This window comes from Bacteroidota bacterium (assembly GCA_016720935.1).
Lineage (GTDB): Bacteria > Bacteroidota > Bacteroidia > AKYH767-A > 2013-40CM-41-45 > JADKJP01.
This window is the reverse complement of the sequence record JADKJP010000004.1, coordinates 116,253-132,663: the sequence shown is the minus strand read 5'-3', so window position 1 is coordinate 132,663 and position 16,411 is coordinate 116,253. Positions and strand designations below refer to the sequence as shown.

3 protein-coding genes are annotated in these 16,411 nt (G+C 44.6%); all 3 read left to right on the top strand.

What is annotated here, in order from left to right; all coding sequences use genetic code 11:
- Nucleotides 1–284: 284 nt before the first annotated feature.
- Nucleotides 285–1,448 carry a sugar transferase gene (locus tag IPP86_04640; protein MBL0137804.1) on the top strand — a complete coding sequence of 388 codons (1,164 nt, stop codon included), beginning with the start codon at nt 285–287 and terminating at the stop codon, nt 1,446–1,448.
- Nucleotides 1,449–1,681: 233 nt separating this feature from the next.
- Nucleotides 1,682–3,328, top strand: a complete 1,647-nt coding sequence (locus IPP86_04635) for a hypothetical protein (GenBank protein ID MBL0137803.1) — start codon at nt 1,682–1,684, stop codon at nt 3,326–3,328.
- Between the two features lie 696 nt (nt 3,329–4,024).
- Complete coding sequence (locus tag IPP86_04630) at nt 4,025–16,387, top strand: lamin tail domain-containing protein (protein ID MBL0137802.1); 12,363 nt, start codon at nt 4,025–4,027, stop codon at nt 16,385–16,387.
- Nucleotides 16,388–16,411 lie beyond the last annotated feature (24 nt).

Genomic DNA, 16,411 nt, shown 5'->3' with positions numbered 1-16,411 from the left:
CAACAAAAGGGAACTTAACTTAATTGCTTCATTTCAGTAAACACGATTACAAACGGATTTAACAGTACTCCAAACCCTTTAATTATTTAGTCATTTCAGGACTATATCTGTATTCTGCGATTCAGATAAGGGGGTTAGTTTTATTTGTCCGGTTGCAGCGATGATGGCGCTATTCGCCATCAGAATGGCTGTCTTCACGTGTTTCTGTAAAGATTTCACTGAATTAAGTTTCCTTTCGGGGTCTGTCGGGTTAATTTGCACCTACAGCAGCTAATTCTGTGAAGATGAAAAAGAGCAATAATTTCGGGTCAAAATGGATGTACCGGTTCCGGGGAGCGGCAAGCTATTCGGGGTCAGGCGCCATTGCCTCAAATTATTCTCCCGCTAAGCCTGTCAGAAGAAAATTCGTTCCAAAACCGCATCTGGAAAAGATCGGTGGAATGCAAAAAGATGTACGGGCATTCATCAGCCAGTATTGTGATTTGTCGGCTTCAGCCAGCACCATCCTTCGTACATCCATATCGGAGAGCATTCTGCAGTTGCCGAAGACCTACGAAACGATTGTCAATTTGAAACGGGTAAATGATATAAAGGAAATTAATCATTTCTTTTATTCAGTAAACCTGCACCTGCCGATGGGTGGAAAATTTGTCGGTTGTGTGGAAACAAAATATTTGCGCCGTCAGCGCATCATGAAAAAGTTTCCACCTGTATTGAACAGCATTTATTATGTTCTTGATTTTATTCTCAAACGTGTATTTCCGAAATTGCCTGTAACACGTTCGATTTATTTCTGGCTCACCGGTGGACGGAATAAAGTGATGTCCCGCACAGAAACTCTCGGTAGATTATATGCTGCCGGATTTGAAATCGTAGAAAAGAAATTTATCGGAAGCAATCTGTACTTCGTTGCCAGCAAGGTGAAAAAACCCTTGTTCAATCATGAACGTCATTACGGTCCGATTTTTAAAATGCGCAGGCATGGTAAGAATGGCAAGGTGATTTATGTTTTTAAGATGCGGACCATGCATGCATATTCTGAATACATCCAGGCGTATGTATATGAAAAGAATAAACTGGCCGATGGAGGTAAACTGAAAGATGATTTCCGTGTATCTACTCTGGGAAAAATCTTCAGAAAATACTGGATTGATGAATTGCCGATGATCTGGAATCTCCTGAGAGGTGATCTGAAAATTGTCGGGGTGAGACCTTTGAGCGCGCATTATCTCAGTCTTTATTCTGAAGAATTAAAACAGAAACGTGCCGGACACAAACCCGGATTAATCCCTCCATTCTATGTAGACCTTCCAAAGACACTCGAAGAAATTCAGGAGTCGGAAATGAGGTATCTTACATCCTACGAACGACATCCGTTTTTCACTGATTTCAAATATTTCTTCGCTGCTTTTTACAATATACTTATCAAGAAGGCGAGAAGTAAGTGATTGGATTTTAGATTTTGGATTTTGGATTTTAGATTTTAGATTTTAGATTTTAGATTTTAGATTTTGGATTTTAGATTTTTGCCTTTTGCCTTTTGCCTTTTGCCCCGTCCCCCGTCCCTCGTCCCCCTACACCAATCCCATCCATACATTTACCCCGTATAGACTACCAAATACAATCCAGAACAACAAAATTGCTTTAAATTTATTATACTTGTACAAGCCAATATTCACGTATGTACAAGACAAGGGGAATCAGCTTTAGTATCCTGCTTTATTTATTTATTCAAACATGCTGTGGTCTGAGTTCCGTTAAGGCTCAGGAGGTATACCAGCATGTCAGCAATGCGGATGTATATGATTTTATTGATGAGCTGGCGAATGCCGGGGTCATCAATGTAAATTCAGCGATCAAGCCTTATTCAAGAATATTCATCGCGAAAAAGCTGGGAGAAGCTTCCGGTAAAAGGGAGGAGTTGAATCCAAGACAAATCAAGGACCTTGATTTTTATCTAAAAGATTACAACAAAGAATTGAAGGCGGACAAGAATTTTAAAAAGCGTTTGGATTTGTTGTATTACAAAGACACGCTCTTTACTTTTTCTTTGAATCCTATACTTGGAATGAGTGTGTACAATAACGATTCGGGTTCGTTCTATCATCGCTGGAACGGAGCAGAGGCATTTGCTTATGTAGGTGAACATTTTGGATTTTACGCGAGTCTGCGTGACAACCATGAAAGTAAACGCATGAGTGATCCCATGTACCTCAACCAAAATGACGCGTCGAATTACAAAGTAGATACAAAAGGGGGAGGGGACTTTGACGAAATGCGCGGAGGCTTGACTTATTCCTGGTCATGGGGGAGTTTGGGATTGATCAAGGATCATCTTGTATGGGGAGATAATTACCATGGCTCGAACATTCTTTCCGGGCACCAGCCCAGTTTCACTATGCTGAAATTGCATCTTCAGCCTGTGAGATGGTTTGATTTCAATTATGTTCATGGCTGGCTGGTTTCGGATGTGGTCGATAGTTCACGACTTTATGTAAACGGCCAATCGCTTCGTAAAACGTATCGGCCGAAATACATGGCGGCGAATCTGTTCACTTTTACTCCCATAAAGAAGTTCCAGTTTTCCATAGGGAATTCGATCATTTACAGTGATCAGAACGTGCAACCTGCTTACCTGATTCCTTTCTTTTTTTACAAGACTGTTGATCACGCGCAGACTTCAACGGGAAGTAATTTCCTTGGACAAAATTCCCAGTTGTTTTTTAATATCAGTTCACGCAATATTCGTAATGTGCATTTGTACGCAAGTTTGTTCATTGATGAAATCGCATTGGGCCGGGCAACTGATAAAGACAAGCACACAAATTTTTTATCAATGAAAGCGGGTGCACGACTGAGTAATCTTGGACTTCAGAATTTATTCCTTACGGCGGAATACACGCGAACAAATCCGCTGGCTTACCGGCATTATATTTCAACTGCAACATTCGCTTCGAGCAGTTACAACATGGGGCATTATTTAGGCGACAACGCGGAAGAAGTTTTTTTAAGTATAGGTTTTAAACCCGTGTCGAAACTGTTTGTACAAGCCTCTTATACCATGGCCACAAAAGGTTTTGAATACGCTTACACAGGTGTTTCTTCTGACCCTGTAGGGAATGGTTTGGGACTGCCATTTTTAAGCAGAACATATTGGGAGATGAATGAGATGTCTTTGCTTGCACGCTATCAGGTGCTGAATGATGCATGGTTGTTTTTGGGTATATCTTCCTCCGAACACAAAGGCATAATGCGGGATGTATATTCGATGCCAAACATGGCAGGGAAGCAAACTACGATCAATGTGGGAGGGAATGTTGGTTTTTAGTTTTTAGTTTTTAGTGGTTAGTGCTTAGTGGTTAGTGCTTAGTGGTTAGTGCTTAGTGGTTAGTGGCTGGCGTTTTGAGGCTCTGAAATACTGCACATGCTGCATTGATTACACTTCTTTTTTCGGAATTATAAATCCCGGTTTCGTTCAAAACGGGGAATGATTTAATAGAGCCCTAAAGATTTGGTAAAAGCTTCTTACCGGGAAACCTTTAAAATTGCATGAATTCGAAGATTGGCTTATGTCCTTAGAAATGAAGGAGATTGAAAATTAATCAATATTGACTTTGATTATAAATGGTGAATTCACCGAGAATTATGAGCCATTCACCAAAATGTTAAAAAGTATCGACCCATTTTTCTTGCATAATTTCAAGAAATGGACTAATATTATGGAATGATAAAAAGTACAGAACGGGCTATTTGATTAGGGGATTTAACAGAATGTTTAAAAAAAGTTCTTGTACTTATCAAAAGAAATACTAATCTTTACAAGCCTTTCATCAACGAGGCAATCTGCATACCTGACAAAACTTAACACAGAAACTTGCGTGAACTTTACATCGCGTAATAATTGTACTACGACTCTCACTGTGAGATGCATTTCCATATTCTTTATGGGGATGCATTTTTTTTTATCCACTGCCGCTATAAAAATTAACAATCAACAATAATCATTAACTTAAATCAAACCAACATGGAAAACAATGTTTACAACACACGAACACTCGTTCGTTGGCTGCGTTGGCTGGGCTTGAGCTGTCTGCTTCTTGCAGGCATGATCAATGTCTCGTCGGCACAAGTCAATACGAACAGTGGCTCTGGTCTGGCTCCGACGTATCCGAGCCTGGCTGCAGCAGTAACTGCGTTGAACGCTGCGACGATTACCTCGCCGGTCACGATCACGTTAACTGCAAGTGAAACCGCTCCTGCGGGTGGTTTTTCAATCACCGCACAGGGATCGGCAACAAACACTATCGTTATTGATGGTGCCGGATTTACACTGACTGCATTTACACCGCAGACAGCCGGAGCGCTGAACGATGCGATCATCAAACTGGTAGGTGCGGATTTCGTCACCATCCAGAATTTCATCATGCAGGAAAATGCAGCGAACACAACTACTGCTGCAGCGACCAACAACATGACGGAGTGGGGTGTGGCATTGCTTTATGCGACCACTACCAACGGTGCAAGCAGCAATACGATCCAGGGCAACACAATCTCCCTGAACAGAACGTATCAGAACACTTTTGGTATCTATTCAAACTCTACACACTCGCCGACTGCAATAACAACTGCAGCTACAGCTACTGGTGTGACAGGTGCGAATGATAGTCTTAGAATTTACACAAACAACATCAGCAATGTCAACAACGGTATTACTTACGTAGGACCTACCGCTGCTGCTGACCAGGCTGATTATATCGATATCGGCGGATCAAGTGCCGGTACTGGAAATACACTTAGCAATTACGGAAACACCGGAACATTTTCAGGCTATCTGAACGTTTCCGGTACTGTGAATGGTATTCTCGTACGAAATGTTCGAAATGTCAATATTTCACGTAATAGCATTACCAGCTCCAATACAGCCGGATTGCTTACCTCATCCGGAACTTTGCGCGGGATTTACTTGCCAGCTTATTCCGCTGCTCCGACTGGTACAAATGCTGTAACAATTAATAATAACAGCATTTCAGTTACCACAGGTGTTGCTACCGGTACTCTTCAGGGTATTGTTGTAGAAGGTACAACAGGTAATGCGACAACCAACCTTACAATCAATGCGAATGATTTCGCGAACTGCGGATATAATGTGGCTTCTCCTTCCGGAACAACAACATTAATCAGTAGCGCTATCGCGGATCTGAATACTACTATTAATAATAACACTTTCACGAACCTGAATATTACTTCAACGGGTAGTGTTACGTTTATTTCCAATAGTGTGACTATTCCTGCAGGTGGTTCACAAACCATTCAGGCTAACTCAATCGTTACCGGCTTTAATAAAGGTGGTGCGGGTGGTACTGTCACGTTCTTTACTTCAGGTTCTGCTACAGTTTCTGCAACAGTGACAATCCTTCACAGAAATAACAATTTCTCGAATGTTACAGTTACAGGTGCTACAGGAATCACTGGTTGGAATAATACAGACGGTTTAGGTACCAGTTTGAATAATAAAACCTTCCAAAACAATACCTTCTCTAACATTACAGGTGGTACCAGTGCTATCACAATCATGAACCTCAATTACGGAGGTACAGCCGGTGGTAGCGGTAACATTGTGAATGGTAACACCATCACTAATGTCACGGGTCAGGGTGCTGTAACAGGTATTACTTATGCTGGAAGCACCACGAACGGTGTTACTTCTATTTATAGCAATACACTGACCAACCTTACTTCAACCGGTACCGGTGGTACTGTTGTTGGTATTGCTTGCTCATCTCCAAATGCTAACATTTATTCCAACACGATCGGCACACTGGCTTCTTCAGGTGCAGCAAGTGTTGTGACAGGTATTTCTTCTTCGGCACCTACATCAGCTGCTATATATAAGAATAAGGTATACGATCTGTCAACAAGTGCGGCAGGTGGTTCTGTTTCCGGTATAACCCTTTCTGCGGGTACAAATGCGAACATTTACAACAACATCGTCGGTGACCTTCGTGCTTCAGCTGCCAATGCCGCTAACCCGGTGATTGGTCTGAACATTACGGGTGGTACCACTGTAGGTGTTTTCTACAACTCTGTTTATCTGAATGCTTCCAGTTCCGGCGCTCTCTTCGGAAGCAGCGCGATTTCTGCAAGCACAACTCCTACGCTCACATTGCGTAACAACCTGTTCCACAACAATTCTACAGCGAATGGAGCAGGTCTTGCAGTTGCTTACCGTCGTTCAACCACTACTTTAACGACATATGCAGCGGCATCCAATAACAACAACTTTGTTGCTTCTACCATTTATTATGATGGAACAACAGCTTATAACTGGAGCGGTTACCAGACGCTTGTTTCTACACGGGACAATGCTTCTATCAACTGGACTCCGGTTTACCTGAGTACTACAGGTTCAAATGCCAATTTCATTCACGTTGACCCAAGCGTGGCAACATTGATGGAATCCGGTGCTGTGAACATTACTACTCCTATTACGATTACTGATGACCATGATGTAACAACACGTCAGGGTAACGGTGGTTATGTTGGTACAGGTACAGCTCCTGATATCGGTGCAGATGAATTCGAAGGCATCCGCCCTTCAAATTGTTCCGGCGCTCCAACTGCAGGAACTGCAAGTTTGTCACCTGCATTCCGTTGCGGATCAGGTACTACTTTATTGACAGTAAACGATCCTAACTTAACACTGGGCGTTACAATTACGTGGTATGAATCTACAACTTCAGGCACATGGGCTCCATTGGGAACCCAGGTTCCGGGTGGAAATGGTACAAGTGTAACGACTCCTGCTTATACCAGCGATCGTTATTTTGTTGCTTCATTCAAATGTTCTTACACCGGGGATTCAGTTCTTTCCAATGAGGTTCATTTGATTGTATACCCTGCTGCCGTTGTTACCGTGTCTCCGACAACAGCTACGTATTGTGCCGGAGCTCCTGCTCTTGCACTTACAGCCAGTGGTGGTTTGACATATGCATGGTCTCCTGCAACAGGATTGAATGCTACTACAGGAACTACTGTGAATGCGAATCCTTCCGCAAATACTGTTTATACAGTTACCGGAACAGACGCGAATACTTGTACAGCTACTGCGACAGCTTCTATCACTTATTCACTTAACCTGACTTCATTAACGGCAACTGCTACGCCAAGTACCATTTGTAATGGTTCTAACTCAGCTTTGCTGGCTACTGCAACCACACCTGCATTGGGTACTTACACTCAAACAACAGGTACTTATGCATTGGAAACATGTGGAGCGAATGCCGGTCCGTCTGGTGATGATGCTACTATGGCTGCTACTGCAATTGGCTTCAGCTTTAACTATTTTGGAGTCAACTATACACAATTCACTATCAGCACCAACGGTAATGTCCAGTTGGGTGATGGTTCTGGTACTGCAAACAATCCGGCATACAGCACTGCCTGGACTGATGTGGCTATGCCAAATGCAGCTGTGCCAAATAACATCATTGCTCTTTGTTGGGACGACTGGAACGCATCTGCCGGAAACATCACTTATGGTGTGACCGGAGTTGCTCCGAACCGCAAACTTGTGGTTTGTTTCAACGTAACTGGTCGTGGTGACGGTTCTGTTGGTGAGTTGATCAATGGACAAGTTGTCCTTGAAGAAACTACCAACATTGTTCGTCTGATCACAACTCAACATAACCTCACAGCAATTGCGTCCACTCAGGGTATTGAAAATGCTACTGGTTCAGTAGGTTATCCTGTTGCCGGTCGTAATAACGTAGCTTGGGGTGCTACCAACGATATGCAGGTGTTCACTCCAAACGTTATCGCGGTTTCCAGTTATTCCTGGAGTCCTGCAACGTTCCTGAACAATACCGCTATCAATAACCCGAATGCGATCGCAATGACTGCTTCAACTACTTATACAGTTACTGCTACTGCGAGCAACGGTTGCTCTCTTTCAGCTACAACTTCAGTAACAGTAGGTGCTGCTCTCGTTTCAACTCCGACCGCTACTCCAGCTACAATTTGTAGTGGACAATCCACATCCCTCGATGCAGGGGTTACAGGTGGAGGTGCTCCATATACATATGACTGGAGCGACGGAGTTAGTTCAATCGGAACAACTTCTCCGCTTACAGTATTCCCAAGCGGTACAACCACCTTTACAGTTACTGTTACCGACAACTGTTTGTCGACTACCTCAGCAACTGTAACTGTAACGGTTAATCCAAGTCCTTCAGTATCGGTTTCACCGACTTCCGCGACATATTGCGGAACAGCGATTCCGGTAACTGCTAGCGGAACAGCTGATACCTATGCATGGTCACCTGCAGCCGGACTCAACGCAACTACCGGAACATCGGTGAATGCAAGCCCGGCAGCAACTACTGTTTATACAGTAACAGGAACTACCACTGCAAATGGTTGTACAACCACTGCAACTACTACTATTACTAAAGGAATCCAGATTCAGACGGTTACTCCAACTGCAACGCCTTCCACGGTTTGTAACAATGGAACTTCGAATTTGAATGTGACTGCAACTGCAGCGCTTCCTTTTGTTCGTATCACAGAAGTGACTCTTTATGACCAGGGAACAGGGCTGACAAGTCCGTATCCGGGATTCATCACTTCTACCGGAGCATTGGATTTTGCGGAAATTACCAATACATCCATTGTTGCTGCAGATATCAGCGGTTGGACATATGCTGATTACAGCAGTGCTTCTACGACAGCCAACCACTCTTATACATTCGGTCCAGGAACAATTATTCCTTCAAACTCCGTCCTTGTTTTACATCTTGGTGCAGGAACGGATATTCCGGCTAGTCGCTATTACAATACCGGTGGAACTTCCAACTTCTATTCTTCCGGCGGATTGGCTTGTTTTGTTCTGAAAAACGGTGCCACCGTTGTGGATGCTGTTGCAACAAACGGCGCTACGTTTGCAGCTGGTACAGGTGTTACCGGTGCTGACTGGTCTGGTTCCGCTTCTGCGCTCAGCGGAAATGCCGGTTCCTCCCGCACTGCTACAACTGATAGCAATACAGGTGCTGACTGGACAACCGCCAGTTCTCATACTCAAACCATCGGTTACTTTGATGCTGGTTACATCAATCCGAACAACGGAACGATTACAGGTTATGCATGGTCTCCAAGTACATTCCTGAATAACACAGCGATTCAGACTCCAACAGCGAGTTTGATGACTGCTACAACTACCTATACTGTTACTGTAACTGAAGCTCTCGGTTGTACTGCTTCAGGAACTGTTACTGTAAATGTTGGAGATCCATTGCTCGTAACAGCTGCAGCGACTCCAGGTTCAATTTGTGCCGGTTCTTCAACCAGCCTGAGTGCTTCACCTTCAGGTGGTGGTGCTCCTTATACATATGACTGGTCAGATGGAGTTGGTTCAATCGGTACTACAAACCCATTGTCAATTCTTCCTTCTGCATCAGGTACTTATACTGTAACTGTAACAGATGCATGTTTGTCTACAGTTAGTGCTACAGTAAGTGTAACTGTAAATCCAGTACCATCTGTTTCAGTAAGCAACAGTGCTCCGAATCTGTGTAGCCCGATTACTTCAAGTAACCTGACTGCCAGCGGAACTGCTGACACTTACGCATGGTCACCTGCTACAGGTCTGAATGTAACAACAGGAACAGCGGTTATCGCTACTCCAACAGTTACAACAGTTTATACTGTAACCGGAACTACTACAGCTACAGGTTGTACTTCTACTGCAACGACTACTGTTACAAAAGGTGTGGATTTCGTTACCGCTACGGCTACGGCTACTCCTGCGACAGTATGTGTCGGTGGATCATCTAACTTGTTAGCTTCCGGTACACTTCCACTTTGTTCAAATTATTACAGTGTAGCTACGACTACCTATGGTCTTTTGCCAACTGCAGGTTTCGCTTCAGGACCTTCCGGTGACGATGCGAATTTATTGGTGACGATGCCGTTCTCGTTTAATTTCTATGGCACATCTTCCAACCAGATTGATATCGTAACCAACGGTTATGTAATTCTTGGTGGTGCAACAGCGAGTGCTTATACTGCACAGACAATTCCGGATGTAACAGCTCCGAACGGTGTTGTTGCTCTATCCTGGTGTGACCTTTCTGCCGGTGCAGGACAGATCACTTACGGAACTGTAGGTACTTCACCAAACCAGATCTTCGTTGTTGATTACAACGCGGTTCCTGCTTTGAACGGTTCAGGTACAATTTCCGGACAGATCCATTTGTATGAAGGAAGTAACCGTATCGAAATCCACGTGACTGCGGTATCTGCTACCAACCTGAAAACATTCGGTGTTGAAAACACAACCGGTACAGATGCTACATCTGTAACAGGTCTGAACAACGCTGCATGGACAACTGCCGTTCCTGCTGCCGCTGCCTTTACACAGTGTTTCAGCGCGACGATCACAGGTTATAGCTGGTCACCTTCCGCCAACCTTGACAACCCGGCAATTGCTAATCCGGTTGCTAGTCCAATGCTTGCAAACACAGTTTATACAGTGACCATGACCAACTCTACAGGATGTACGGCTACGGCTACTGCATCTGTAACAGTTGATCCGCTGGTTGTTGCAGCTTCTGCAAGTCCTTCACCTGCTTGTGATGGTTCTTCCGCTTCCCTGGTTGCTACGGTAACAGGCGGTGGTGCTCCATATACATACGACTGGAGTGATGGCGTTGGTTCTATCGGAACTACTAACCCGCTTTCAATCGTTGCGATGACCGGAACAACTGTATATACAGTTACTGTTTCTGATTTCTGTGGTGCTACTCAAACATCTACTGTATCTCTTACAGTAAATGCTCCTCCAACAATTTCAGTGACGAATTCCAATCCTAGCCTTTGTGCTCCGATTGTTTCCAGTACACTGGGTGTATCAGGTGCGGATACATATGTATGGTCTCCTGCAACTGGATTGAACGTTACAACAGGCGCTTCAGTAGTTTCCACTCCAAGTGTGACTACTGTTTACACTGTTACGGGAACATCCACTGCTACAGGTTGTACAACAACTGCGACAACTACAGTTACTGTAGGTGTCAGCTTCCTGAGCGCTGCTGCAACTGCCAGTCCGGATGCCGTTTGTGCTCCCGGAACAACCCAGTTGAATGCTACCGCTACATTGCCAAGCTGTTCTACTTACTATTCGATCGCAAGTGCAACTTATGGTCTGCAACCGACTACAGGCTTTACCGCTTTGCTCGGTGGTGATGATGATGACCTGATTACCGGTCTTGCATTACCGTTTAGTTTGAACTTCTTTGGAACAGTTCAGTCTTCCATCAATATCGGAACAAACGGATATATCTACTTCGGTACACCGAACGGTGGTTCTATCCTTTCAGCCGGTGTATTGAATGGTATCAACATCTTCGCTGCGGATATGTTGCCAACTGCAGGCCAGATTTCTTATGGTACTGTAGGGGTGAGCCCGAACCAGATCTTTGTTGTGGATTATAACGCTATGCCTGAATTCTCAGGTGGTGGTACACACTCAGGTCAGATTCAGATCTTCGAAAATGGACGTATTGAAATTCATATTACTTCCGCTACTTCTACTCGTGTGAAAACAATGGGTCTGAGAAATGCGGCAGGAACTGATAATGCGATTCCGACAGGATTCAACTCTTTGGGTTGGACAGTTAGTACTCCGGTTGCGTATGCATTCACACAATGCTTCACTGCAACACTTACAGGATACAGCTGGTCACCAGCTGCTGACCTTAGCAACCCTGCAATTGCGAATCCTGTTGCTTCCAATATCCTTGGAACAACTACTTACACAGTTACAATGACCAATTCAACCGGATGTACTACATCCGCGACTGTAACTGTAACTGTTGCTCCGCTTGCTGTTTCTGCAGCTGCTTCTGCTGCTACAGTTTGTGCAGGAAATCCTTCAACCCTTACAGCAACTGTAACAGGTGGTGGTGCTCCTTACACATACGACTGGTCTGATGGAGTAGGCAGTATCGGTACAACAAATCCGCTTACTGTGAATCCGACATCTTCGGCTACATATACTGTTACAGTTACTGATGCATGTTTGAATGTTTCAACTGCAACAGTAGCAGTTTCTGTATTGCCATCTCCAAGTGTTGGCCTGACTTCAAGTGCTGCCGGAATCTGTACTCCAGGACCGGTAACTCTGACTGCTTCAGGAGCTACTACTTATAGCTGGAATGGCATTTTGGATCCTACTATCCTGACACAAACAATTACGTTTAACGTAGCTGCTCAGCCGACCGAAGTAAACTTCGGACCTGGTAACATTGTAGCAAGTGCGACTATGGCTGCCCTGCCTGCAGGAGCTGTTGTTACATCTTCTACACTTACTTATAACGGTATCAATGCTCTTGGTGCTTCCTTCGGTTCCGATGTGAATCTTGGATTCTCAGGTGCTGTAACTGCTGCCGCTACAGGTGGTATCGGAGCTCCGTCTGCTGCCGGTGTATTCAACTACGTACAGACTTATGTTGGTGGTGTAAATACTGCCGGTGGTACTGTAGATCTCCTTTATTGGGATGTCGCGGATGATAACACAGGTACAGATGAAGCTACATTCCCATTGGGTGCTACTGCTGCAACTCTGGTAATCAGTTACCAGATCCCTGCAAGTGGCACAACGCTGGTTGTTACTCCTTCTGTTACTACTACTTACACTGTAACCGGAACCAATGGTTCAGGTTGTACAAATACAGCAACTGTAACAGTTGTAATTCCTCCGGGATCAACAACAACTGCTACTGCTACTCCTGCCTTTATTTGTGCAGGTGGAACAAGCCAGCTGAATGCTGTGGCAACTTATCCGCCACCAACAGCTCCGACTTATTGCGCGGTGACTAACCAAGGAAGTTCATGTGTAACTAACGTTACTCTGAATACACTTAACAGTACACCACCGGCTTGCGTAAGTCCGTTCTATCATTTCAATACTCCAACCGGTTCAGAGACAACAACACTGACACCTGGATCCAGTTATCCATTGACGGTAACCACAGGAGGAACAGCAATTGTGTCTGTATTTATCGATTACGACCGCAATGGTGTATACGATGCAAGTGAGTGGGTACAACCATACACTTCTGCTACAACCGGCACAGTTACTATCAACGTTCCACTTGGAGCTTCTATTGGTCAAACCGGAATGCGTGTTCGTTCACGTCTGAATGGTAACCAAAACGATGCAACAACTGCTTGTCTTGTTGGTATGGGTTCAGGTTCAACAGAAGATTATGTTGTAACTATCGGAACTCCTGTTTCAGGTTCCTTCACTTACAGCTGGTCTCCGGCTGCAGGTTTGAACAATCCTGCAATTCAGAATCCAATCGCTACAGTTGCAGCAACTTCTACTTATACTGTTACAGCTTCTGACATCTACGGATGTACTTCAACTGCTACAGTAACCGTGAATGTTGATCCGCTGGTGGTTTCCGCTTCCGCTTCCGTAACTACTATTTGTCAGGGTATTTCATCTACTTTGACAGGTGTTGCGACAGGTGGTGGTCAGCCTTACACTTATGACTGGTCTGATGGTACAATTAGCGTAGGAACAACTGCAGCTTTGACTGTTAGTCCGACTACAACTACTACTTACACCTTCACTGTAACTGACAACTGTGCTACAGTTCTCAGCGCAACTCCGATCACAATTACTGTGAATCCGGCTCCGGGCGCTTCAGTTACGCCTTCAACAGGTTTATATTGTGCTCCAACACCGGTAGCGCTTGCCGCTTCTTCAGGTGATCCAAGTGCAACTTTCGCATGGTCTCCTGCCGCAGGATTGAACGTAACAACAGGTGCTAACGTAAACGCGACACCTTCTGTTGCTTCTACTTACACTGTTACCGCTACAGGTACTAACGGTTGTACTTCAACGGCTACTGCTTCAATCACGGTTGGAACTCCGATCGCGGTGAATGCTACAGCTGATACAACTGAAGGATGTAGTCCTTTCAATACTGTACTTCATGCTTGTGCGAACCCTGTGTTCAACACATACAACGTGGCTTCAATTCCGTTCGCTGCTCACGCTACTCCTGGTTCAGGTGTAACTACACTGGCAGCTAACAACGCCGCGGTAACAACGATGACTTCCGGTACTCTGGATGATGGTGGTTGGGCTGCTCTGCCAATTGGCTTTAGCTTCAACTTCTATGGTGTTTCTTATTCCCAGTTTGCAGTATCCACTAATGGATTCGTTTACATGGGCGGAACACCGTCTACTTACACAGGTTATGGTAATACCTTCCCATCTACAGCTGCTGCTAATCCTTGTATTGCTGCTTGTTATGGTGACCTTGACTGGCGTACTGCCGGTGCAACCAGCAAGATTGAATACTGGATGGAAGGTAGCGCACCAAGCCGTAAGCTTGTTGTGAACTTCGTAAATGGACAATTCTATCTTGGAGTTGCAGGTTCAATTATCACCACACAGGTGATCTTGTCTGAGACTTCCAACAAAGTTGAGATCCACACTACAAACGTTACCAACTCTACAGCTACCAACGTACGCGTTCAGGGTATGCAAAATGCAGGCGCGACAGCTTCTGCAGTTGTAACCGGACGTAACGGTGGAACATGGGAGGTTGCTGCAGGTGATGCATTCGAACTTACTCCGGCTGCTGTAACTTGTAACAACACAGGTATCACATTTGCATGGACTCCATCAGGAAATCTTGACAATGGCGCGATCGCTGATCCGACAGTAACAGGATTGACTGCTGTGACTCTTTATACTCTTACTGCTACGAACGCGAGTGGATGTTCTGCCCAGGATACAATCACATTGATTGTACACGATCAGGCTCCGACACCTACTATCACTCCTAGCGGTCCGTTGTCTTTCTGTCCGGGTGGAAGTGTTAATTTGACTTCTTCAAACAATACTTATCCGAACAACTGGAGTACATCTGAAACTACACAAACAATTACTGTAAGCACTACACAGTTGGTAACACTTATCGCAAGTGATGCATACTGTCCTTCTGCTCCGGTATCTGTGAATGTGTTACGTCATGACACTATCCAGCCTCTGATCAACGTTGCAGGTGGTGGCGCGACAATCTGTACAGGTACACGTGACCTTACAGCTGATGGTGCTCCTCAGTACACTTCATGGTTGTGGAGTACAACTGAGACAACTCAGATGATTACTATTTCAGCACCGGGAACCTACTCTGTTGTAGCTACCGACCTGAATGGTTGTTTGACTCATAACGAGCAGACATTCACAGCAGGTGTTGCACCTCCTGCTCCGGTAATTACTGCTTCTACAGCATTGACTGTTTGTAATGGAACTATTATTACCATGACTTCGGATATTGATCCGGTGATTGGTAGCTTGTCATGGTCACCTACAAGTCAGACTACTGCTTCGATCACGAATACCTTCTCTCCTCCTGGAGTGTATGACTTCTTCGTGACTTACGACTCATTGGGTTGTACTTCTGAATCAAATCACCTTGTTGTAACTGTTAATCCTACACCGGATGTATTCACCTTCCTGCCTGCAGATTCTGCTTGTATCGGAGATGTAATTACACTCAGTGGTTCAGGATTGCTCAATGTAACAGCTATCAGCTTCAACGGAACACCTGCAACTACCTTTACGATTGTTGATGACTTCACAATCACTGTGACTGTTCCTGTCGGAGCTACAACTGGTTCATTGACACTTACTGACGGTTCTACAGGTTGTGTGGGTGTAAGCCCGGTATTCACAATCAAGGTGATTTGCGCATCTACACTGACTCTGAAAGCTTATCTTGAAGGTTATTATGATGCAAGTACATCAACTATGAGACCGGCTTGGACTAATCAATTCCGTTCTGATTTAGGTAACGGAAACATGGGTACTCCTACTGGTACTGAAGCTGATCTTGTGATGGTTGAATTGTATGATGCAAGCAATACTTTTGCTTACTCTGATTCAATGATGCTTGACATCAACGGTGATGGATCTGTATCCTTCCCTTCTGCTGTCAATGGCAATTCTTACTACATCCTGGTTAAACACCGTTGTCACATACAAACACGCAGCGCGGGTCTTGTATTGATGGGTACTTCCACTTCCTATGACTTCACTACTGCATCTTCTCAGGTTGATGAATTGGGTGGTTATGGTGGTCCAATGATGGTAGAAGTTGAGCCAGGCGTTTGGGCATTCTTTGCCGGTGACCAGACTCAGGATGGTTTCGTCGGTGGAGATGATGTAAGTAATGTAGATAACGACAACCTTGCAGGACTCCTGTTTGAATATTTAAATACTGATATCAATGGTGACGGATTTGTAGGGGGAGATGATGTTAGTATTACCGATAACAACAACCTGTTAGGTGTATTCTATCTCTATCCATGATCTAATAAAAAGAATCCTCCTCCT